Genomic DNA, 21,286 nt, shown 5'->3' with positions numbered 1-21,286 from the left:
CGGGCGGGCAGCGCGCTTTTGGGGTTTGTATACTAGTGTTCTTTCGCGCTGTTCTCTGCGTCAATGGGGCAAAGAACGCCTGTGCTGAGAGGAGTGGCACTTGTGCAAGCTGACAGTTTATCTGCGATGTTTCAGTCGAGTCGAGAGGATTTATACCATATTCCGACGCAGGCGAAGGGGCCAGAGGGGAAGCTACCGTTAACTCCCGAGATGCTCAGAACCTGGGCGAGCGGAGATCTGTTTGGTTTGACGCAAAGCGTTGGAATGGGCTGGGAGCCGAGCCGAGTGCTCGGGCGTCACGTCCTGATGCTGAGTACGCTGGGTGGGGTGCGAGATGACGACGGTGTGCCCATCGCACTTGGATATCACACAGGACACCGGGAAATCGGACTCTTGCTGAGAGCGGCAGCGCAAGAGTTTCGGCGGTTAGGGGCAGTGCCCCATGCGGCTTATGTCAGTGACCCCTGCGACGGTCGCTCACAAGGGACCGCGGGGATGTTTGACTCGTTGCCCTACCGCAACGACGCCGCGATGGTCATGCGCCGGCTCATCCGCTCGTTGCCCACGCGTAAAGCCGTAATGGGTGTCGCGACGTGCGATAAGGGGTTGCCGGCGACGATGCTGGCACTCGCTTCGCTACGAGAACTACCAGGAATTTTGGTCCCTGGTGGTGTTACGCTACCGGCGGAGGACGGTGAGGATGCTGGCAAAGTCCAGACGATCGGCGCCCGGTATGCACACGGGGAGATCAGTTTGGAATACGCGTCCGAAGTCGCTTGTAAGGCGTGTGCGACGCCGGGCGGCGGGTGTCAATTCCTGGGGACGGCGGCAACGGCACAAGTCGTTGCGGAGGCACTTGGCATGGCGTTGCCGCACTCCGCGCTCATCCCGTCTGGGCAACCCATCTGGAGCGAGTTGGCAGTGCACTCTGCGCGCGCTCTTCTTCGCAACTTGCAACAGGGAATCGGCGTGCAGGACGTGTTGACAAACCAAAGCTTGCACAACGCGATGGTGTTGCACGCGGCGTTTGGCGGATCGACGAACTTGTTGCTGCACATCCCGGCGATTGCTCATGCCGCAAAACTGAAGGTGCCGAGCGTTTCTGATTGGCAGGATATCAACCGCAGCGTGCCGAGGCTTGTGAGTGTGCTCCCGAACGGTCCAATTCCACATCCCACCGTCCGCGCGTTCCTCGCTGGTGGCGTGCCGGAGGTCATGCTGCACTTGCGCAAGCTGGGACTCCTCAACACCGACGCGCTGACGGTTACAGGCTATACGCTCGATGAAGTCTTAAACTGGTGGGCTGACTCGGATAGACGATACCGCGTTCGAAAGCGCTTACTCGAGGCGGACGGCGTGAATCCGGACGATGTCATTTTACGCCCGGAGGCGGCGCGCGAGCGCGGACTCACGTCCACGGTGACATTTCCAACGGGCAATCTGGCTCCGGACGGAGCGGTGATTAAGTCGACGGCGATTGATAGAAGTGTCTTGGACGCGGATAGCGTGTACCGACATACGGGACCAGCGAAGGTGTATACGACGGAGCGAGATGCCATCGCAGCCATCAAGGCGGGGGACATTGCTCCTGGGGACGTATTGGTACTGATTGGACGTGGACCGTCGGGCACGGGCATGGAGGAGACTTACCAATTGACGTCTGCTCTCAAGCATCTCTCGTTCGGCAAACAGGTCGCGCTCGTAACGGATGCGAGGTTCTCTGGCGTCTCGACGGGGGCCTGTATCGGTCACGTAGGGCCCGAAGCGTTGGCGGGTGGCCCCATCGGGAGACTGCAAAGCGGGGATCTTATCCAAATTGTCATCGACTGCAAGAATTTGACCGGCTCTGTTGATTTTGTCGGGAATAAAGAGCATCGTCTCACCCCGGCGGAGGGAAGGGAGATTTTGCTTGCGAGACCTGCAGCAAAGGGCCTGGCGCCGGACCCCGACCTCCCGGACGATACTCGTCTCTGGGCAGCCTTACAGTCCGTGAGCGGTGGCGCATGGGCTGGGGCGGTGTACGACGTCGACAGGATCATTGAGGTCATCGAGGCGGGGAAGCAGGCGCTTGCACGGCAAACCGCAGATTCGTAAACAGATGTTGTTCCGTGCAGGGCAGAAGAGTACCAGCGCGTTGTTCGCTAGTACTCTTTTTGTCTGGACTCTGCCCCAAAGCCGTGTCACCGAGTAGTGTTAAAGCGCTCAGGCGCGAGCGAGTTCGACGAACTTGCGGGCGTCGGATGCGGCGAGATTCACTGCACCTTCCCAGAAATCTGGTTTCGTCAGGTCGACGCCGAGGTGTTTCTTCGCCAGATCTTCGACCTGCATCGATGCGGTATCGCGCAGGAGGGCGACGTATTTGTCCGCGAACGAGGGGCCTTCTTGATGAGCACGAGCGTAGATCCCCGTGCTGAATAGGTAGCCAAACGTGTAAGGGAAGTTGTAGAACGGCGTTCCCGTGATGTAAAAGTGGAGCTTGGAGGCCCAGAAGTGCGGGTGGAAGCTCGAAAGAACACCGCCAAACGCCTGTGCCTGCGCATCTTCCATCAATTGATTTAGATCTCGCACGTCCAAGAGCCCCTGTTTACGGGCCTCGTAGAAGCGGGTCTCAAACAGAAAACGCGCGTGTATGTTCATCAACATCGCGATGCTGCGACCGACTTTATCTTCGAGCAGGGAAAGTCGCTCGGCGGCATTGCGCGCTTCTTTGACGGAGGCATCTGCGACGATCATCTCCGCAAACGTCGAAGCGGTCTCCGCGACATTCATCGCATAGTTCGTGAGCAATTGTGGCATCCCGCGCATGACGTGTTGGTGATACGCGTGTCCGAGCTCGTGTGCGAGCGTGGCCACGTTTGAAGCCGTGCCGGAGAACGTGACGAAAATGCGGGTTTGTGCGCTGACGGGAAAACTGGTGCAGAAGCCACCTGGTCGTTTTCCAGCCCTGTCTTCCGCCTCGATCCAGCGCTGTTCAAAGCACATGTTCGCGAAGTCGGCCATGGCCGGATTGAACTGACGGAAGTGGCGCACGATGAAGTCGCGGGCTTCCTCGTATGTATACGTTTTGGTTGCCGTGCCGACGGGCGCTTCGACATCCGACCAGGTCGGCCGATCCACGCCGAGAAGGCTCGCTTTTGCTTTGAGAAACTCGATGAACGGGGCCTTGTTGTCGGAGATCACACCCCACATGGCATCGAGCGTCGCCGGCGACATCCGATTGATGTCGAGGGGTTCTTTCAGGACCGAATCCCACCCGCGCGCTTCGTAGAGATTGAGCCGAAATCCAGCCAGGTGGTTGAGAGTGCTCGCGAATAGTTCAGCCTCATCGGCCCACGCCGCTTCCCACGTCGCGAAGAGGCGTTCACGCCCGGCCCTGTCAGCCATTTTCAAACGATTACTCGCCTGCCCCACGGACAGTTCTTTCACCTGGCCGCCCTCTTCGAATGGAATCGTCATACGCCCGACAATGGTATCGTACAAGTCACTCCACGCGGTGTAACCGTCTACTGACAGCGCTGCGGCCAACGCTTCTTTATCCGCCTGAAGTTTGTCCTTAGCGCGACGTTTGCGCTCCTCGAGAACGAAGCTCAACTGGTTGATTTGCGGCTCTTGCAGCAGCTTGCCAAACTGATCACTCGTCAGATGAACCAGTGTATCGTCCAGTTTTGTGAGCGCTTTGACGTATTTTGCGCGAAGTGTATTCAAGTGGCCGCCGAGTCGTTTTGCCTCTGCATCCTTGACGTTCTGTGCATTCAGGCAGGACACGAAGGCGCCCGCTTCGCGCACGCGAGCGGCGATGTCCTGCATGGTGAGAATCGCCTGTGCGATGTCCTTTGTGCTGTGATTCTCCAGCTTCGCAACGGAGATTGCGAAGGAATCAATATCGGTGGTCAAGTGGTCCAGGTGAAGGCGAAACGCCTTTGACTCACTTCCGCCTGGGAAGATTACATCTAAGTCCCAAGTCTGATTCAGGTGCGATGTCGACATGTGATCTCCTCCAGTCAGTCTACGGCTTTGCGAAGTCGAAACGCCGACCAAGTTTCGTCGATAGAGATGAGACTGACGCCCTGGTAGCCTGCCTCTTTGGCGATTTCCCAACCTTCGTCCCGGCTGATATCCGATTTTAGCTTTGAACTTTTCTTTGGGTACGCGACCCAGAGCTTTGCGTCCGCTTGCAGATGTGGGAGAACCTTTGGAAACCAGTCGCGCAACTGCGCTTGGTCTTTGGCAAATACGAGCGCGAAGTCGAACGCCCCACTCAGTTCGTGCGTGACTTGTACCGCGTCTGGAAGCTCTGTTGCCGACAAGGAGAATCCATCTGGCGCATTCAAGACGACGCCGCGATAGTTTTGCTTGATCAACATTTTTTTCGCCAAACTCACAACGACTCACCTCACCTATAGGCCCGGGGCAAATGGCTAGAATACCCTTCCATCCTACCACAGCGGTTTCCTATCGATTGAATTCGGCGATTGGTATACTTTTAAAATCTCGACTGTAACGGAGTCTGGAAATTCGACGGCACGTGTTTGGAGGATTGCTCGATGGAGCGTTGCGGCTGGGTCAATCAAGATCCACTTTATCTTGCGTATCACGACGAAGAGTGGGGGGTACCGGTACACGATGACACCAAACTGTTTGAATTTTTGATCCTCGAAGGCGCACAAGCGGGATTGAGCTGGTATACCATTTTAAAGAAACGTGAGCACTATCGGAGTGCGTTCGACGGTTTCAATTACGAGCGAATTGCGCTGTATGGCGATACGGAGGTCGAACAACTGCTCTCTGAGGCGTCTGGAATTGTTCGCAACCGTTTGAAGGTGGCTTCGGAGATTCGAAACGCCAATGCGTTTTTGCGGGTACGAGAAGAGTTTGGTTCGTTTGCATCGTATCTTTGGGGCTTCGTCGACGGCAAACCGGTGGTGAATCACTGGGCGAGTTTGAAGGATGTGCCGGTGAGCACGGAACTCTCGGACAAAATCAGCAAGGACTTGAAGCGTCGCGGATTTAATTTCGTCGGGACCACCATCGTCTATTCTTACTTGCAGGCGGTGGGTGTCGTGATGGACCACATCCAGACGTGTTTTCGGTACTATGACTTGACTCGCTGACACCCAAGCTCTGAATTGCGCACATGCGTTGGTCGGTGCGCTTATGCGGGGCGGATCGAGGGTTGAAATATTACTTTTGTGGTGTTACTATAAAAAAGTAAATAAAATGAATGGATGTTCTTTCGTGCATTCATCATCTGGGAGTGTGAGAGAATTGGCGACACAGAAAGTGACAGATGCGGATTTTTCCACGACGGTTCAATCCGACAAGCCCGTTTTGGTCGATTTTTGGGCAACTTGGTGTGGCCCGTGCCGGATGATGAGCCCGGTTCTCGAAGAGATTTCTCAGGAATATGCAGATAAGCTGACCGTCGCAAAATTGAATGTCGATGAAAATCCGACGACGACGTCTCAATTCGGCGTGATGAGCATTCCCACGATGTTGGTCTTCAAAAACGGGGAAGTCGTCAAGCAGATTGTCGGTTACCGACCGAAGTCGGAACTTGAAGCGGAACTGTCAGACATCATCGCGTAAGCTCGTCTATCACAGCCACTGTCGATATCGGCAGTGGCTGTTTTTGTGCCTTCATTTTCGTCCGCAGAGCGGATGTTGTACGATAGGTTCAACTGGTTTGAAGTCCATGGAGATTGCGAGGGATTCGCGTGTCAGAAACAGTGGCTGGCAAGTCTTCCGTGGCCACCTTCGCAGGTGGCTGCTTTTGGTGTATGGTCAAGCCGTTTGACCAGTGGCCGGGGATTCAGAAGGTCGTTTCCGGCTACACGGGAGGGACCACAGAACATCCGACTTACGAAGAGGTCTGTTCGGAATCGACAGGCCATTACGAAGCGGTTCAAATCACGTTCGATCCGGATGTCATCTCGTACGATGAACTGCTCGACATATACTGGCGGCAAATCGATCCTACGGATGCGGGGGGGCAGTTTTACGATCGGGGACCCTCCTACCAAACCGCCATATTTTATCATGACGAAGATCAGCGGCTTCGCGCGGAGGCCTCGAAGCGGCGATTAGAGGCGTCGGGTCGCTTTTCAAAGCCGATTGTCACAAAGATTTTAGAGGCGAAGCCGTTTTACGAGGCGGAGGATTATCACCAGGGCTACTACCGCCGAAATCCTGCGCATTACAACCGGTACCGTCAGGCCTCGGGGCGGGACAGGTTTATCGAGCACCACTGGGGAGACTGACCACAAAGCGCGGTTTAATCTGTCGTTTGCTGTGTTGCACGTTTTCGCCGACGATGGGTTGACAGTCTGTGTGCAATTGTATAAGGTATTATAAACATTCAGAATACGCGTGCTGTGATGGAGAGAGTAGGCTGCCTAAGGCCGGTCAGAGAGTCGGTGGTTGGTGCAAACCGATGCGGCGAATCAGCTGAAGTTCACTCCGGAGCTGCCCGGGTGAAGGCCGTTTTCGGTTGGTAGTCCGTGCCGGGACCCCAAAGGTCTCGATATCCTGAACGAAGATAAAAGGTCGTTATGACCTTTTATTAGGGTGGTACCGCGAGCACAATCTCGCCCCTATTGGGGCGGGATTTTTTTGTTGTTCGTGGCAGCCATTCGCCTACACACAGAGACGCTACAGGAGATGCTTGGGTAGTTTATTGCGCCATGCGCAACAACCTTTGAGGAGGGATCGACCGTGACAGAAGAGACGTGGGCGAGCGGCATCGGAGCGTACAGGGCGGAGATTGACGGAATTGACGAAAAGGTGATTGAAGCCATCGCCTTGCGTTTTGCAGCGGCCAGGAAAATTGCGGAGTTGAAGGGCAAATGGGCGAAGCCGGTCGTTCAGATAGAGCGGGCTCGGCAGGTCGAGCAGTCATACATCGAATTGGGGAGTCACTTGTCGTTGAGCAAAGAGTTCATGTCGCGCCTCTATCACTTGATTCACGAAGAGACGTGTCGCGTGGAAGCGGATATCGTTCGCTTGCAACAGGCAAGCGAGGACGACGCGGAGATCGATTAGGTGCTTAGGCGAATTCGACTGTTTTTCTACCTCGCAAGTGGTATAAGAGCCGCGTGAGTCCACGGGGAAGTCAGTCCTGATTTAGTCCTCGTCCAGTCTCGGGTGCTTCCGTCATACGTGTGGTGCGCCCGAGCCGGAGTACATAGAAGAAACAGAGCGACCCGAGAAGGGAACTAACTGTACACGACAGGTACATGACAAAAGGCCCTCCATAGTGAATCAGATACCCGTTCAACAGATTTCCCACAATTCCAGCCAGACCCGTACAAATCATGCCAAAGATGCTCTGCGCCGTCGTCTGCAGGTCCTTCTCAGCGGATTTGTACACGAAGCCCACGGCAGATACGTAATAAAATCCAAAGGACACGCCGTGTAGGACTTGAATCGCGATGGCCACCCAGGGGATGGGGAGGAACGCTTGCACGCCCCAGCGCAGTACGTAGGCAAACGAGGCGATGAGAAGCGTCGTCTCGCGGCCAATTCGGTCGATGACAAGACGTGCCACCAACATCGCCGGAACGTTTGTTGCGGATGCGATAAAGAAGGCTACGCCGGTCAGGGCAAAGGAACCACCCATCGCCTGAAAGGTGAGTGCAAAATACGTATTGAACGCCGTCAGCGTCTGACTGACTAGGAATCCTCCAATGAGGAAGAGGATGAATCGCCGATCTCGCATCAGCGCGGAGATCCCTTGGCGGAGGGGTACCCTGCCGGCGAAACGGACGTCGTTTTTGGGGAGCATCCACGCGATGGCGCCCCCGAGCAGGGAGATGACGATATAGGGGATCCAGAGCGACGTCAACGGCGCGTGGGCGAGGTATTCCCCACTGAGGTACCCGCCAATCGCAAACCCGAGACTGCCAAACAACCGAATAGACCCATAAGAGGCGCCTGATTTAGCCGCGCTGGTGACCGCGTAAGCGTCTGCGGTCGGCGTCTGCGGAGAGGAAAAGATGTTCCATACCGCGTTGGCGAACACGACCATCCACAGCCATTTCACATCGAATACAACCGCGAGGATACCCGGAACTGTCGAACTCATGGCGAGTGTCAATCGGGTCAATTGGAATTTATCGACAAGCACGCCCCACAGAGGTTGTGTGAGAACGGAGACGAATGTGCCGATAGCCATAATCAGACCGACGGTTCCACTCGTGAATCCGTTGTGTTCGAAGAGCAAGGACAGGTATGGAACCAGAATGCCTCCTGACAACCCCGTCACCAGGTAAAATGCGCGAAGTTTGAGCAGGGCGGTTCTCACACATATCCATCCTCTCGTCTGTGCCATTCGGGCTACATGTGTGCAAAATTTCGTGTGAAGGCGTCCACATGACTCTGTCAGAATAGCACATACAATTCGCCGTGAAGCATCCATTTTGAGCGAGCGGCCCCGCTTTATCCAACCATCCGGACAGAAAAAAGAGCCATCCCTGTGTCGTCCTAGGATGACGAAGGGATGGCCCGCTCTTGCGAGTGCGTTATTTTATTTTTCCGCGCGGTTTCCGAGGTTCGGGATCAGCCAGTAAATCAGGAGTCCTGCGATGGTCGCGTACGCGATGCCATTGTTGGCGTACCCGACCCCAACAATAAAGATGACGGCGACGATGATCAGGTTCTTCATGTTGGCGAGGTTCACCTTTTCCTCAATCATGTGGCGAATCCCCATTGCGGCAATCATGCCGTAGAGGAGAATCCCGATACCACCCATCACAGCAGTTGGGATGGAGTGAATGAGTGCGCCAAACTTCCCAAGTAGGCCGAGGATGATGGCAATGACCGCGGCCCCTTGAATGATGCGGCTGGAAAACTGGCGCGTCATCGCCAGCACGCCGAGATTTTCCGCGTAGGTGGTCTGAGCAGGACCACCTAAGAGGGCGGATACAAAGGTTGCTACCCCGTTACCCAAGAGAATGGACGGAAACCCAGGGTTTTTGACGACGTCCTTTTCGGTGATCTCGTTGAGGACGAACATATGTCCGAGGTCCTCGACAAACGTGACCAGTGCGATGGGGGCCATCGCAAGGATCACCGACCAACTGAAGGTCGGAGCATGAAAGTGCGGGAACTGGACCCACGACGCAGTCCGTACGCCACTAAAGTCGACGAGCCCGCCGCGAATGATGGAGTACACGTACCCGATGACAATCCCGAACAAAATCGGAATGAGTCGCATTTGTTTTGGGCCGACGAGTGACGCCAGGATGGCCGCCAATAGACTGACAATCGCGACATCCCAGTGTGTCGACGCCTCCGATTGAATCGCCGTTTGGGCGAGTGACAGACCGATGATGGCCACAACCGGGCCGACGACTACGGGCGGGATGGCTTTGCGAACCCGTTGCACGCCGACACTGGCGATGACGAGCGATAATATGCCGTATACAATAGAGACGCTGATAAGTCCTGTAACAGCTTGTCCAGGTGCGTGCTGCTTGGTGACGAACAGGGTGAGTGGCGCGATAAATGCGAAGGATGAACCCAAATAAGTAGGAACCTTGCCGCGTGTGATCAGGTGGAAAATGATTGTGCCGACGCCACTGGCGACGAGGGTTGAGCCGGGATCTAGTCCAGTCAGGAACGGAACGAGCACAGTGGCGCCAAACATGGCAAACACGTGCTGAAACGAGAGCGGAATTGCACGAACAAACGACCTCAAGTCAAGGCCTCCTTGTGCGGAATTTGGCGAACTTCGTCCAATAGTATATCCATCGATGGCACTTCTGGCGATATAAAGTTCTGATTAAATATGCGTTTTGTGCGAATTTGTCAGGTGAGCCGCGTCGCCATGACGGCAGGTTCGTCATGGTATCATGAGTCTATACGGACGAGTCGGCTGCCTTCCTCATGGTCGGCTCGAAACACAAGTGAGATAGCGGGTTTGATGACGATGAATATATTATCGGCAGAACGTATGGCAAAGCGATACGGTGAAAAGGTGTTGCTCGACGACGTTTCGTTTGGGATTGACGGGGCGGATAAAGTCGGGCTCATCGGGGTCAATGGCACAGGGAAGTCGAGTTTGTTAAAGATCCTCGCGGGTCTCGATGAACCCGATTCGGGTACCGTCACGCTCGGCAGCGGCGTGCGTGTACACTTTTTACCTCAAGACCCACAGTTTGATCATGACGGGACCGTGCTCGAGCAGGTCTTTTACGGGGATTTGCCTGTGATGCGACTCCTTCGAGTGTATGAAGATACGTTGAATCAGCTGCAACTGAACCCAGGGTCTGCTGCGGCACAAAAGCAATTGATCCGCCTCCAGTCGCAGATGGACGAGTCGGACGCTTGGAATCTCGAGCACGAAGCAAAGACCATTCTTACGCAGTTGGGGATCACCGATATGCACAGCAAAGTCGGGACGCTCTCCGGCGGGCAGCGCAAGCGTGTGGCCATGGCGCGCGCACTGATACAGCCTTCCGATTTACTGGTTCTCGACGAGCCGACCAACCACATTGACAATGAGACGGTGGCGTGGCTCGAGAGCTACCTCGCGCGGCGAAAAGGCGCGCTGTTTATGGTGACGCACGACAGGTACTTTCTCGACCGCGTCGTGAACAGGATTTTCGAACTTCACAATGGCCACATCTACACCTATCAGGGCAATTACGAAGCGTTTCTCGAAGGGAAGATGGCGCGAGAAGAGGCTGCGCGCTCCACGGAAGAGAAGCGGCAAAATTTTCTTCGCAATGAAATCGAGTGGATTCGCAAAGGCCCAAGGGCGCGCGGGACGAAGCAGAAGGCGCGAACGGATAGGTACTATGAAGTTTTGGAACAAACTCCGGAGGCCATAGGAGAAACGGTGGCCATCTCGACCGCGTCCACGCGCCTTGGAAAGTCGGTCGTCGAGCTCCATCAGGTGGTGAAGGCATTCGCCGACAAACAGATAGTGAATGGCTTTGACTACATCGTCCAGCGCAATGACCGAATTGGCATCATCGGCCCAAACGGCGCAGGGAAGTCGACCTTATTGAGAATGATAGCCGGTATGGAGCTCCCGGACAGCGGTGAGGTGCGAATCGGATCGACTGTGAAAATGGGCTATTTCGCTCAGGAGCACGAGGCGGTGGACAGCGACACGCGCGTCATCGACGTCATTCGCGAGGAGGCGGAGTACGTCGAGACGGCAGACGGGGAGCGAATCCGGGCCACTCAGATGCTCGAACGATTCTTGTTCCCGGCGAGCCTGCAGTGGACGCCTGTTGCCAAGCTGTCCGGTGGCGAGCGCCGGCGGCTCGCGTTGTTGAAGACGCTCATGTCGGCGCCAAACGTGCTCCTGCTCGATGAACCGACCAATGATCTCGACATCCCGACCTTGTCCGTTCTCGAGTCGTATATCGACGATTTTGCCGGGGCCGTCATCGCGGTGTCGCACGATAGGTACTTTTTGGACAGGGTGGCGGACAAGATCTTTGCCCTCGACGGGCGCGGAAACATCGAGGTCTATTTCGGGAACTACACGGATTATCTGGAACGTGCCGCCTCGCGCACGCATGCAGACGATTCAAAAGAGCCAAGTCCAGACAGTCGCGCAGATCCAAATCCCCACACCCGAGTGCGGGACACGCTCAAGTTCACGTTCAAGGAGCAAAAGGAATACGACGAGATCGAAGGACTCATCGAGGAAACCGAAACGGCCCTCCAAGACGTGATCAAACAGATGGAAGTCCACGCGGCGGATCACGTACGTCTTCAGGAACTGTTCGCACAACAGCAGGCGTTCGAATCTAAACTCGAGCACCTGCTCGAGCGGTGGACGTATTTAAGTGAATTGGCGGAGGAAATTGAGCGCAGTAAGGACAAGTAGATGGATAATTTTTCATCCGACCGATTGCCGGGCTCGTCTACGCTGAACTCGGCGGAGCGATTCCCCGGGCTGGCGGAATTGTCCGCTATCCAGTGTATTCGCATGGCCCGCTTCTGGGATACCTGATGGGGTTTGCGACGCTGATTGCATACTCGAGTCCGTGCAGCATCGAAGTCGAGGCAGCGCGCCAGTACGCGTCATCGTGGTGGTCGGCACTGTCTCACTCGCACGCAGAGGCGCCCTCGGCGCTCGGCTGGATTTTACAGGTGGCTCTGCTGTTCGCCTTCTCTCTCTTAAATTGTGTCTCCGAGTGGGTCCGCGAACATTTTCATGAACTCCTCGTCGCGAATTGTATTTGGTTGGGCAAAAAACGGGACACTGTTCAAGATCTTTGGTAGAATCGACGCAAGGACGGGGATTCCGAGGCCAGCACTGTGGCTCTCGTTTTTCCTCTCGATTTTCTGGACACTGCCGTTTCCGTCTTAGGGCGCGCTCATCGGGGTGGTATCCGATGCGCTGGTTCTGACGTACGCGTTGGCACCCATTTCGGCGTACGCGTTCCGAAAGAACGCGCCGGAGCTCGACCGTCCTTTCTATCTAAAGGGAATGCACGTCATCGGTCCGATTGCGTTCATCATCGCCAGTCTCATCGTGTATTGGACTGGATGGACTGTGGATTCGTGGCTGCTCGGTTCACAGTTAGTCATGTTTGTGTTTTACCTGTTTGCCTATCGCTGGGTACCGAAGCGACAAGTTTCATTTGCGCAGCAGTTGAAATCTTCGTGGTGGTTGGTATTCTATTATGCGGCGATTGTGATTGTATCGAAACTCGGGGATTTCGGGGGTATCGCGTGGATCCCACGTATATGGGACCAAGTGATTATCGCCGTGATTGCAGTGATCACATATTATTGGGGCGGACATACGGGACTGCCCAAAGCGATGCTCGACGAAGATGAGATTGATGAAGGACTGGATTCTAACAAGGTTTCCACGCTCTGAGGAAAACTGAGTAGCGGCCTAACTGTCAACACTCGCCGGGGCGTGCCTGTGTGGCATCGCCCCGCGCACCGGTCATCATCTATCTTGGTAATATCAGTCAGCGACCACGTGGTATCGACGAATGATGGGTTCATACTCGTAAGTTCCTTATCGTGATACTTCTCCTCTAACTGATGACTCCGTCGGAAATCTCCACTGCGTATCCACTCTATATAGCTGCGTTTATCTTGCACGCCAATTGTATGGTGAGTTCACCTGGATTTGGCTCACTCTGCCATAGTTGAAAATGGATAAACCAAGAGGGCTGGTCGACGAGCCTGGAACGATTTCGGTACAACAGAAACGAGACGAACCCACGCTATCTCTGGAGTGGGACCGTGGCCACCCAGACGGCGATGAACAGCGTGTCACTCGTCTTTGAAGCATGTCAGGAGTAAGGTATCACGCGTTACGATGCCCGTCGGGGCAAGAAATTGCATTTCGAGGTATGTCACTGCACGAATTGTACAAGTCTAATCTTAGGTGGCAACCCAAACGTCAAAAGGGGTAACAGTATGTCTTTATTTTCGGAACTGAATTTAAGTGAAGAAGTACTCCGATCTCTCGGAAATATGGGCTTTGAGTCGGCTACTGACATTCAATCACAGGCGATTCCTGTCGCGATGTCCGGAACGGACGTGATTGGGCAGGCGCAAACCGGTACAGGGAAGACCGTCGCCTTCTCGATTCCCGTCGTGGAAAAGGTAGACACGCATAGCGATGCACTACAAGCACTCATCCTGACGCCAACCCGCGAACTCTGTATTCAGGTTGCAGAAGAAATTATCAAAGTCGGTGGCGTAAAAGGTGTTCGCGTGCTAGCAGTCTACGGCGGTCAAGACATCGGCCGCCAGATTCGAGCACTGAGAAACCGTCCACACGTGATTGTGGCGACACCGGGCCGTTTGATGGACCACATGAATCGACGTACGGCACGCCTGGATTCCATTCGCGTCGCGGTACTCGACGAGGCCGATGAGATGCTCGATATGGGCTTCGTGGAAGATATTGAAACGATTCTGGGTGCGTGTCCGTCGGAACGACAGACGATGCTGTTTTCAGCCACGATGAAACCGGGCGTTCGCGAGCTGGCGAAGAAGTTCATGCGCGACTTCGTGCTGGTCTCGGCGAAGGCGACCGAGGTGACTGTACCGAGCATTGAACAGGTCTATTACGAAGTGTCGGAAGCCCAGAAGCTCAACGTGCTGACGAGGCTGCTCGACATTCAAAGCCCAGAATTGGCCATCGTCTTCGGCCGCACGAAGCGCCGCGTGGACGAATTGACAAGCGCCTTGCAGACGAGAGGCTATGTTGCGGATGGCCTTCACGGCGACCTCAGCCAGAAGCAGCGCGACAACGTCATGAGCAAGTTTCGGGACGGCGGTTTGGACGTGCTAGTGGCGACGGATGTGGCTGCGCGCGGTCTCGACGTATCAGGCGTCACGCACGTTTACAACTTCGACATCCCGCAGGACATCGACAGTTACGTCCACCGAATTGGCCGTACGGGTCGTGCGGGGAAGAGCGGTATCGCTTCGACCTTCGTCACACCGCGGGAGATCGATCATCTCCATCAAATTGAACGCAGCACGAAGCGGAAGATCACGCGTAAACCGCTACCGACGTACGTTGAAGCCAAGGAGAGCAAGCAGCGAATCGCCATGGATCAATTGCTTGAGGCAAGCCAGAGCGGCGATCTCGGCGGATTCCGTCACATGGCCGAGGAGCTGCTGGAAAATGAGAACTCCATCGTCATCGTATCGGCTGCGATCAAGTTGTTGACCAAGGGTACGAAGGAAGTGCCGATTACCTTGACGGCAGAGCGCCCGGTACGCATCCGCGGTCAGCACAAGGACCGTGGACGAGATCACCACCGCGGCCGCGACGGAGCGCGTCATGGCTCGTCGCGCTATGGCAAGGGTGGCAGCGCCGCCGGCGGGCACTACCGCGGCAACAGAGGTCGAGGGTAAACATCGGTGAGCGACGCCGAATCAAAACGATAGCGTCAGTGCATCAGAAGAGCCGCGTCCGTCTAAACGACGGGCGCGGTTTTTTACATATGTAGACCCGGGAGTAGAGCGTCAATACGTTATGTTAACCCGTGGGGGATCTGTCGCGTGCCGTCAGTATTGCTTGGGAAATGTCGATTTACTGTCGGTTACTCAAATCCCCCCTGTTATCCGTTTGTCTCTCTGCTAATTTGCTAAATGAAGTGACTAAATTTATGATAGTGATGTTTGGCGCATCGAGTCACGGGGTGTGCACAGCCTAAGAACGTACGCAAATTGGAGAGGGGATATCGCTGTGGCAAAGCTTTTCACGCCGTTCACACTAAAGGACTTGACGCTTAAGAATCGAATTGTCATGGCACCGATGTGCCAGTATTCTGTGACCGCGAAGGACGGTGTCCCGAACGATTGGCATTTTGTTCACTACACCAGTCGGGCCGTCGGGGGCGCAGGCCTCGTCATCATCGAGATGACCGACGTTGAGCCGGACGGCCGGATCACGGATTACGATCTCGGCATTTGGTCCGACGACCACATTCCAGCTTTTCAACGCATCATCGATTCGGTGCATCAATACGACGCGAAAATTGGAATTCAAATTGCACACGCGGGGAGGAAGGCCGAGGATGCCGCGCAGCCGGTCGCGCCATCGGCGATTCGGTTTGAAGGTGACCAGTACAAGACGCCGCGTGAATTGAGTACGGACGACGTCAAACGGATGGTGGAGAAGTTCGGCGCAGCAGCAAGGAGAGCCGTTCAGGCGGGTGTGGATACGATTGAGATCCACGGCGCACACGGATACCTCGTGCATCAATTCCAATCGCCTTTGACCAATCATCGCAAGGATGAATACGGCTCGGATCTCGCCCGATTTGGCGTCGAAGTCATTCAGGCGATGAAGAGCGAGATGCCAAGTACCATGCCACTTTTACTTCGAGTATCGGCGGTTGAATACGCCGATGGCGGTTACGGGCTCGATCACGCCGTCGAGCTTGGACGCGCATATCAGCAGGCTGGAGTGGATATGTTCCATGTGAGCTCAGGCGGTGAAGGTCCGGCCGGAGCGCGCAAACCTGGTAACTATCCGGGATATCAAGTGCCGTTTGCCCGCGAGTTGAAGGAGAAGCTGAACGTGCCTGTCATCGCAGTGGGCATGCTCGACGACGCGGCCTTGGCAGAGTCGGTCGTAGCCAATGAAGACGCGGATCTCGTCGCCATCGCCCGCGGTTTCTTGCGAGATCCCTATTTCGCACTCCACGCAGCGCAGCAACTTCGGGTGAAGCCGGCTCCACCAAAGCAGTATTCGTTAGCCATCCACTGACGTCCTCACCCTTCAACGCATCGGTCGTGAACTAGCCCTTCCACGCCGCAGGGAGTTTCGATAGCGCAAACCGTGTTCAAGAACTTCAAGGGGTGTCCTTGGCCATCGGCAGATGGCCAAGGACACCCCTTTTGCGCTTGGGAGGCGGCTATACGGATGCTCGACTTGGCACGGTCAAGGTCGTCTCCACTTGCAACCAAGCCCGATCCTGTTTCCACTCGACACTGACATCGAGACCGAATGTGCGCGACAAGTTGGCACTCGTCAGGGTGTCCCGTTTCGGACCTGCTGCAACGACCCGCCCTCGTGAGAGGAGAAGGACATGTGTAATGCCCGGGACGATCTCCTCGGTGTGGTGCGTCACGTAAAGAATCGTCGGTCCTTCCGGTTGCCGCGTCGACGACTCAATCGTCTCTAGCAGCGACTCCCGAGCCAAAATGTCCAATCCCGTACACGGTTCATCCAAAATGAAAAGCCCCAATTGGGACATCATCGCTCGCGCGATGAGGACGCGCTGTTTCTCCCCTTGCGAGAGGACGTTGAACACAGAATCCTTTAGGTGGACAGCGCGTACCTGTTCTAGACATTGCAGGGCGGCCGGTTCGTCCTCCATTTGGTCGATGGGGGTCCACAAGCCGACGGAAGCGTATTTGCCGCTCATGACGACTTCTAACGCGGTGTCTGTAGGTCTGTCTGTCGAAAAGCGGTCCGCCATGGCGTTGCTGACCCAACCGATTCGCCGACGCAACGCCTGGAGGTCGGTCTTGCCAAAGGTCTCGCCCAGAACCTGAATGGAGCCCCGAGTGGCCCATTGATAGCCGTTGATCAAGTTGAGCAAAGACGTCTTCCCTGAGCCGTTGAGACCAAGGATGGCCCAGTGCTGTCCCGGTTCGACCGTCCATTGAACATTCTGAAGGATCTCCTTGCGATTTCTGACCCAGGTGACGTCCCGACATTCGATCGCGTTCATCATACATACCTCGTTTACCGTATGGTGTCTTTTTACTATCCTATCACACCATCGCCAGGTGTCAGAGCGTCACAAGGGAAAGTAGGGGCCGACGAATAGTTTACGGTTGTCTCACAGACTCGATGAGGCGTAGTAAGCTCTCTTCAAACTGTCTGTCATCGTTGTCCGTTCGCGCGCGCGGACCGCGCAGGCGGACTTTGCCACCGCGTCGCAACTTCGCACTCACTGCGCGCTCTGCTAACAACCTGTCGATATTGTCACTGGTAAACCACAGGCCGCTTGGAGAGATGGCGTGTGCCTTGCGCGCGAGCACCAGCGCCGCCAGTCCATAGTCCTGCGTGACGACGATGGTCGGGACGTTCGACCGAATCCTGCGGACAATCTCCATGTCGGTCGCTTGTGGGGCGGGATCGACTTGGATGTGGTGCTCTCCACGAATCTCGTGATTGATGGAACTGACCGTAATGACCGGGATGTCGTATTTCGCGCCGGCATCTCGCGTGATCCGAAGAACCGACTTCGGCGCTGCGTCTGCGTCCACGTAGATCAGCATCGAGTCACCTCCATAAATAGACAAAGGGAGCAAGGCATTTGAACCTCACTCCCTATACGCTATCAGGTTGGTTCAGAAAATGGAAATCGACGTTAAGCTTGTTTGCTCGCTTGAATTTCAAGGTTTAGTTTCACCTGGTCGGAGATGAGCACGCCGCCGGTTTCGAGTGCAGCGTTGTACGTGAGCCCGAAGTCCTTGCGGCTGATGGCAGCCGTTGCTTCGAAACCTGCAACTTCCGCGCCCCATGGGTTCTTGCCAGTGCCTTGGTACACGACGTGAAACGTGACTGGCTTGGTGACGCCGTGAATGGTGACGTCGCCGATCATGTCGTACTCGTGCTCGCCGGTCTTTTTCGTTTCGGTCGCCTTGAAGGTGATGGTTGGATAGTTCTCGACGTCGAAAAAGTCACCTGTGCGAAGGTGGTTGTCGCGGTCTTCGTTGCGCGTATCGACGCTTGCTACGTCAATTGTGAAATCGATCTCCGCGGTGCTTAGATCTTCCGGATCTGCTACGACGGTTGCCTCAAATTTCTTAAATGACCCGCGAACGGTCGTAAACATCATGTGCTTTGCGCTAAATCCAATTTCCGAGTGGGAAGCATCTACTGCCCAGGTCGTTTTTGCCATGTCTCTTATACCTCCTGCATCTGGTTAATTCGTTTGATTTCGTGTCACGAACGTGACGCACGGACTTCAGTCCGGAAATATTTCATATCTAATTATTCATCAGCTGTTGAGTTTTGTTAAGTACGTACTCTGGTGTGCCATAGTATACTAGGGGATACCAATAAAGTACGGGAGGGATCTGCCTTGAATCAACCTGAAGAACGTTGCCTAGTGAACTCTACGCTCGACATCATCAGCGGGAAGTGGAAAATGATGATCCTCTTTCAATTGATGTCCGAATCGACGCTGCGCTTCAGCGAGCTCAAGAAACGAATTCCGGGCATCACGCAGCGGGTACTGACAAAGCAGTTGCGGGAGCTCGAACAGGAGGACATCATCGAGCGGCGGATCTACCCTGAAATCCCGCCTCGCGTCGAATACTCTGTCACGGAGTACGGGCGGACGCTGCAGCCGATTTTGACCCTCTTGCACGAGTGGGGGGAGTCGCATCTCATCCGCAAGGGACAGCGCGATTCAGTTGAACCCGAGTCGACTTAAGAGAAAGGCTGCGGGCGGCATGAAGGCAGAACGTCCCGTGGCCCGGGGGGATAGGGAACTTGACCAAGCCTTATCCGGACAGTTTTGTGAAGTAGGAGGAAACAGGCGCCCGATTGGTGCGAGGGCGAACCGAGGATGTGTCATCGCATGCGAGATGACGATTTGATAGCGGACTTGTCCCATTTTACAATCGGGGGCGACTGAACGAAGTCGGGAAGCGGTTAATGGGTTCGCAACCGATTCATGACAAGCGTCAGCCGCTAGTTCGCGCGACGGCAGTCCGGGCAGACGCCGTGCAACAAAATTTCTGGACTGTCGAGTTGGAAGGACGTCGTGGCCGCAATTTCTTCCAGCCATCGGGTCGGTAAATCAATTTCCGCCTCAGCCACTTTCCCACACACGTCGCAGATGACGTGCAGGTGATCCTCTGTCCGCGCGTCATATCGACTGACTGCGTTTCCGAGTTTTAATTCGCGGACTAACCCCATATCAACAAGATATCTAAGAGAATTGTAGACTGTTCCGTACGCAAACTGGTGGCCCTCGGCCCGCAACTGCTCCATCACGTCACTGGCTGTCGGGTGGTCTGTCGTGTCGCGAACCAACTCGTAGATGACTCGACGCTGCGTGGTCCAATTAATTTTCTGGTTCACGGGGAACCCCATCCTCTCCGAAGAATCTCTTCATGTATTCAACCGCATCTCGTAGATTCGGTCAATGTTCGCCTCTTGAAAGTATGCGCAACCCTTGCCAAATTATATACCGAGATTTAAACTAAGTCTAAATTCAATAATTGGAGGAGAGATCGATTTGACCGACAAGCCATTGACGACGCAATCTGGTGCACCAGTCCTCGACAATCAAAATTCAAAGACGGCTGGGGCACGCGGACCAGTCCTGTTAGAGGACGTGCATCTGGTGGAGAAACTCGCGCACTTCAATCGCGAACGCGTGCCCGAGCGCGTCGTTCACGCAAAAGGCGCGGGTGCCTACGGATACTTTGAGGTGACGCATCCAGTAGCCCAGTACACAAAGGCGAAGTTTTTATCCGAGGTCGGCAAGCAAACTGAGGTGTTCATCCGCTTTTCCACCGTGGCGGGTGAACGCGGTGCGGCGGATACGGAGCGGGACCCGCGAGGGTTTGCGGTCAAGTTGTACACGGAAGACGGGAATTACGACATCGTGGGAAATAACACCCCTGTCTTCTTCATTCGCGATCCGCTGAAGTTCCCCGACTTCATTCATACGCAAAAGCGCAATCCAGCGACCAATTTGAAAGATCCGAATGCAATTTGGGACTTTTGGTCGCTGTCCCCGGAGAGCCTACACCAAGTGACCATTCTCTTTTCTGACCGCGGCACTCCAAGGACGCTGCGCAACATGCACGGGTTTGGCAGTCATACGTTTCAATGGGTAAATGACAAGGGCGAAGCGGTCTGGGTGAAGTACCACTTCAAAACGGAGCAGGGCATCGACAATTTTACGCGCGAGGAAGCAATACGCGTGGCCGGAGAAGATCCAGATTACCACACCCGCGACCTGTATGAGGCGATTGAGCAAGGTGACTATCCTGCGTGGAAAGTCTACGTTCAAATCATGCCGCTTGAGGACGCCGTGACGTATAAATTTGACCCATTTGACGTGACGAAGGTCTGGCATTATGAGGACTACCCGCTGATTCCAATTGGCCGGATGGTACTCAACCGGAACCCCGAAAACTACTTTGCGGAAGTTGAACAAGCCGCCTTCTCACCAGCCAACATTGTGCCAGGTATCGGATTTTCGCCAGACAAAATGTTGCAAGGTCGCCTATTTGCATATTCGGATGCACATCGCTATCGCATCGGAACCAATTACAACTTGTTGCCGGTGAACCGCCCTCATGCGACGAAGGCCCAAAACTATCAGCGCGATGGCGCAATGCGCTTTGACAACAACGGTGGCAGAAGTGTCAATTATGAACCGAACAGCTTTCATGGCCCGGTTCAGTCCGACGCGGCGAAGGGTTATCAATTGCCAGTCTCGGGCGTCGCTGCCGAACACGCGTATGCCAGCGATGACCACTACACGCAGCCTGGCGATTTGTACCGCTTGCTCAGCGCGGAGGAGCAGGACCATCTGATAGACAACATCGTACACGCGATGAAAGGCGTCGATGAGACGATTTTGCGCCGTCAGATCGATCACTTCACGAAAGCTGATGCCACGTATGGCCAACGTGTGGCAAAGGGACTGGGTATCGCGATAGACGTGACAAACTGACGGTAGAGACGCGCCCTTCGTCTCCGATGATGTGCAGGTCTGTGGAAACTGGCTTGCACATTTTTTGTGCCTCCATAGAGTCGTGCAATGTCCTGCCACGGGCTCTTCGTGATAGAATACATAGC

General features: G+C 55.1%; 20 protein-coding genes and 1 other annotated feature. Of the genes, 12 read left to right on the top strand and 8 right to left on the bottom strand.

What is annotated here, in order from left to right; genetic code table 11:
• Positions 1 to 126: 126 nt before the first annotated feature.
• Positions 127 to 2,094 (top strand): YjhG/YagF family D-xylonate dehydratase, encoded by a 1,968-nt coding sequence (locus tag NZD89_RS22390; protein ID WP_268008584.1) that lies wholly within the window; start codon positions 127 to 129, stop codon positions 2,092 to 2,094.
• Between the two features lie 108 nt (positions 2,095 to 2,202).
• Here NZD89_RS22390 and NZD89_RS22385 read toward each other — a convergent pair whose 3' ends face one another.
• On the bottom strand, positions 2,203 to 3,987 hold the full coding sequence (locus tag NZD89_RS22385) for a M3 family oligoendopeptidase (RefSeq protein ID WP_268004910.1): 1,785 nt from the start codon (positions 3,985 to 3,987) through the stop codon (positions 2,203 to 2,205).
• A 14-nt stretch (positions 3,988 to 4,001) separates the two neighbouring features.
• A complete protein-coding gene (locus tag NZD89_RS22380) occupies positions 4,002 to 4,382 on the bottom strand; it encodes a hypothetical protein (protein WP_268004909.1) in 381 nt (126 codons plus the stop codon).
• Positions 4,383 to 4,544: 162 nt separating this feature from the next.
• Between NZD89_RS22380 and NZD89_RS22375 the strand changes: the two genes are divergently transcribed.
• From NZD89_RS22375 to NZD89_RS22360, 4 genes are all read left to right on the top strand, one after another.
• Entirely contained in the window at positions 4,545 to 5,111 is a 567-nt protein-coding gene (locus NZD89_RS22375) for a DNA-3-methyladenine glycosylase I (RefSeq protein WP_268004908.1), read from the top strand.
• A 154-nt stretch (positions 5,112 to 5,265) separates the two neighbouring features.
• Positions 5,266 to 5,586: a thioredoxin gene (gene trxA, locus NZD89_RS22370; protein WP_268004907.1), complete on the top strand. Its 321-nt coding sequence runs from the start codon at positions 5,266 to 5,268 to the stop codon at positions 5,584 to 5,586.
• Positions 5,587 to 5,714: 128 nt separating this feature from the next.
• Positions 5,715 to 6,257, top strand: coding sequence for a peptide-methionine (S)-S-oxide reductase MsrA (msrA, locus tag NZD89_RS22365; RefSeq protein ID WP_268004906.1), 543 nt, complete (start codon positions 5,715 to 5,717; stop codon positions 6,255 to 6,257).
• 105 nt (positions 6,258 to 6,362) lie between these two features.
• Positions 6,363 to 6,595, top strand: a binding site (T-box leader).
• 116 nt (positions 6,596 to 6,711) lie between these two features.
• Positions 6,712 to 7,038: a chorismate mutase gene (locus NZD89_RS22360; protein ID WP_268004905.1), complete on the top strand. Its 327-nt coding sequence runs from the start codon at positions 6,712 to 6,714 to the stop codon at positions 7,036 to 7,038.
• 70 nt (positions 7,039 to 7,108) lie between these two features.
• On the opposite strand, the gene NZD89_RS22355 is transcribed toward NZD89_RS22360, so the two are convergent.
• Together NZD89_RS22355 and NZD89_RS22350 are read right to left on the bottom strand one after the other, a co-directional pair.
• Positions 7,109 to 8,299 carry an MFS transporter gene (locus NZD89_RS22355; protein ID WP_268004904.1) on the bottom strand — a complete coding sequence of 397 codons (1,191 nt, stop codon included), beginning with the start codon at positions 8,297 to 8,299 and terminating at the stop codon, positions 7,109 to 7,111.
• 222 nt (positions 8,300 to 8,521) lie between these two features.
• On the bottom strand, positions 8,522 to 9,694 hold the full coding sequence (locus NZD89_RS22350) for a uracil-xanthine permease family protein (RefSeq protein WP_268004903.1): 1,173 nt from the start codon (positions 9,692 to 9,694) through the stop codon (positions 8,522 to 8,524).
• A 231-nt stretch (positions 9,695 to 9,925) separates the two neighbouring features.
• On the opposite strand from NZD89_RS22350, the gene NZD89_RS22345 reads away from it, so the two are divergent.
• The 5 genes from NZD89_RS22345 to NZD89_RS22325 all read left to right on the top strand — a co-directional run bounded on the left by NZD89_RS22345 (position 9,926) and on the right by NZD89_RS22325 (position 16,213).
• Positions 9,926 to 11,842, top strand: coding sequence for an ABC-F family ATP-binding cassette domain-containing protein (locus NZD89_RS22345; protein WP_268004902.1), 1,917 nt, complete (start codon positions 9,926 to 9,928; stop codon positions 11,840 to 11,842).
• Between the two features lie 125 nt (positions 11,843 to 11,967).
• A complete protein-coding gene (locus tag NZD89_RS22340; protein WP_268004901.1) occupies positions 11,968 to 12,240 on the top strand; it encodes a hypothetical protein in 273 nt (90 codons plus the stop codon).
• Between the two features lie 103 nt (positions 12,241 to 12,343).
• Complete coding sequence (locus NZD89_RS22335; protein WP_268004900.1) at positions 12,344 to 12,844, top strand: hypothetical protein; 501 nt, start codon at positions 12,344 to 12,346, stop codon at positions 12,842 to 12,844.
• A 554-nt stretch (positions 12,845 to 13,398) separates the two neighbouring features.
• A complete protein-coding gene (gene cshA, locus NZD89_RS22330) occupies positions 13,399 to 14,853 on the top strand; it encodes a degradosome RNA helicase CshA (protein WP_268004899.1) in 1,455 nt (484 codons plus the stop codon).
• Between the two features lie 334 nt (positions 14,854 to 15,187).
• The gene (locus NZD89_RS22325) at positions 15,188 to 16,213 is read left to right on the top strand and encodes an NADH:flavin oxidoreductase/NADH oxidase (protein ID WP_268004898.1); all 1,026 of its coding nucleotides are present in this window, start codon (positions 15,188 to 15,190) and stop codon (positions 16,211 to 16,213) included.
• A 148-nt stretch (positions 16,214 to 16,361) separates the two neighbouring features.
• On the opposite strand, the gene NZD89_RS22320 is transcribed toward NZD89_RS22325, so the two are convergent.
• The 3 genes from NZD89_RS22320 to NZD89_RS22310 all read right to left on the bottom strand — a co-directional run bounded on the left by NZD89_RS22320 (position 16,362) and on the right by NZD89_RS22310 (position 18,362).
• Positions 16,362 to 17,183 (bottom strand): ABC transporter ATP-binding protein, encoded by an 822-nt coding sequence (locus tag NZD89_RS22320; protein WP_268004897.1) that lies wholly within the window; start codon positions 17,181 to 17,183, stop codon positions 16,362 to 16,364.
• Positions 17,184 to 17,283: 100 nt separating this feature from the next.
• Entirely contained in the window at positions 17,284 to 17,736 is a 453-nt protein-coding gene (locus tag NZD89_RS22315; protein WP_268004895.1) for a YaiI/YqxD family protein, read from the bottom strand.
• A 92-nt stretch (positions 17,737 to 17,828) separates the two neighbouring features.
• A complete protein-coding gene (locus tag NZD89_RS22310; RefSeq protein ID WP_268004894.1) occupies positions 17,829 to 18,362 on the bottom strand; it encodes a YceI family protein in 534 nt (177 codons plus the stop codon).
• Between the two features lie 183 nt (positions 18,363 to 18,545).
• On the opposite strand from NZD89_RS22310, the gene NZD89_RS22305 reads away from it, so the two are divergent.
• The gene (locus tag NZD89_RS22305) at positions 18,546 to 18,899 is read left to right on the top strand and encodes a winged helix-turn-helix transcriptional regulator (RefSeq protein ID WP_268004893.1); all 354 of its coding nucleotides are present in this window, start codon (positions 18,546 to 18,548) and stop codon (positions 18,897 to 18,899) included.
• Between the two features lie 260 nt (positions 18,900 to 19,159).
• Here the strand turns inward: NZD89_RS22305 and NZD89_RS22300 are convergent, their stop codons facing one another.
• Positions 19,160 to 19,552: a Fur family transcriptional regulator gene (locus tag NZD89_RS22300; protein ID WP_268004892.1), complete on the bottom strand. Its 393-nt coding sequence runs from the start codon at positions 19,550 to 19,552 to the stop codon at positions 19,160 to 19,162.
• A 157-nt stretch (positions 19,553 to 19,709) separates the two neighbouring features.
• On the opposite strand from NZD89_RS22300, the gene NZD89_RS22295 reads away from it, so the two are divergent.
• Positions 19,710 to 21,161, top strand: coding sequence for a catalase (locus NZD89_RS22295; protein WP_268004891.1), 1,452 nt, complete (start codon positions 19,710 to 19,712; stop codon positions 21,159 to 21,161).
• The last annotated feature ends 125 nt before the right edge of the window (positions 21,162 to 21,286 follow it).

The organism is Alicyclobacillus fastidiosus (assembly GCF_026651875.1).
Lineage (GTDB): Bacteria > Bacillota > Bacilli > Alicyclobacillales > Alicyclobacillaceae > Alicyclobacillus > Alicyclobacillus fastidiosus.
The sequence above is the reverse complement of the archived record's forward strand: the minus strand, read 5'-3'. Positions and strand labels throughout refer to the sequence as shown.

Bases quoted from the DNA above. Each gene is read 5' to 3' on its own strand.
- NZD89_RS22310 (WP_268004894.1), bottom strand. From the start codon at position 18,362: ATGGCAAAAACGACCTGGGCAGTAGATGCTTCCCACTCGGAAATTGGA.
- cshA (WP_268004899.1), top strand. From the start codon at position 13,399: ATGTCTTTATTTTCGGAACTGAATTTAAGTGAAGAAGTACTCCGATCT.
- NZD89_RS22340 (WP_268004901.1), top strand. From the start codon at position 11,968: ATGGGGTTTGCGACGCTGATTGCATACTCGAGTCCGTGCAGCATCGAA.
- NZD89_RS22320 (WP_268004897.1), bottom strand. From the start codon at position 17,183: ATGAACGCGATCGAATGTCGGGACGTCACCTGGGTCAGAAATCGCAAG.
- NZD89_RS22315 (WP_268004895.1), bottom strand. From the start codon at position 17,736: ATGCTGATCTACGTGGACGCAGACGCAGCGCCGAAGTCGGTTCTTCGG.
- NZD89_RS22375 (WP_268004908.1), top strand. From the start codon at position 4,545: ATGGAGCGTTGCGGCTGGGTCAATCAAGATCCACTTTATCTTGCGTAT.
- NZD89_RS22390 (WP_268008584.1), top strand. From the start codon at position 127: ATGTTTCAGTCGAGTCGAGAGGATTTATACCATATTCCGACGCAGGCG.
- NZD89_RS22345 (WP_268004902.1), top strand. From the start codon at position 9,926: ATGAATATATTATCGGCAGAACGTATGGCAAAGCGATACGGTGAAAAG.
- NZD89_RS22385 (WP_268004910.1), bottom strand. From the start codon at position 3,987: ATGTCGACATCGCACCTGAATCAGACTTGGGACTTAGATGTAATCTTC.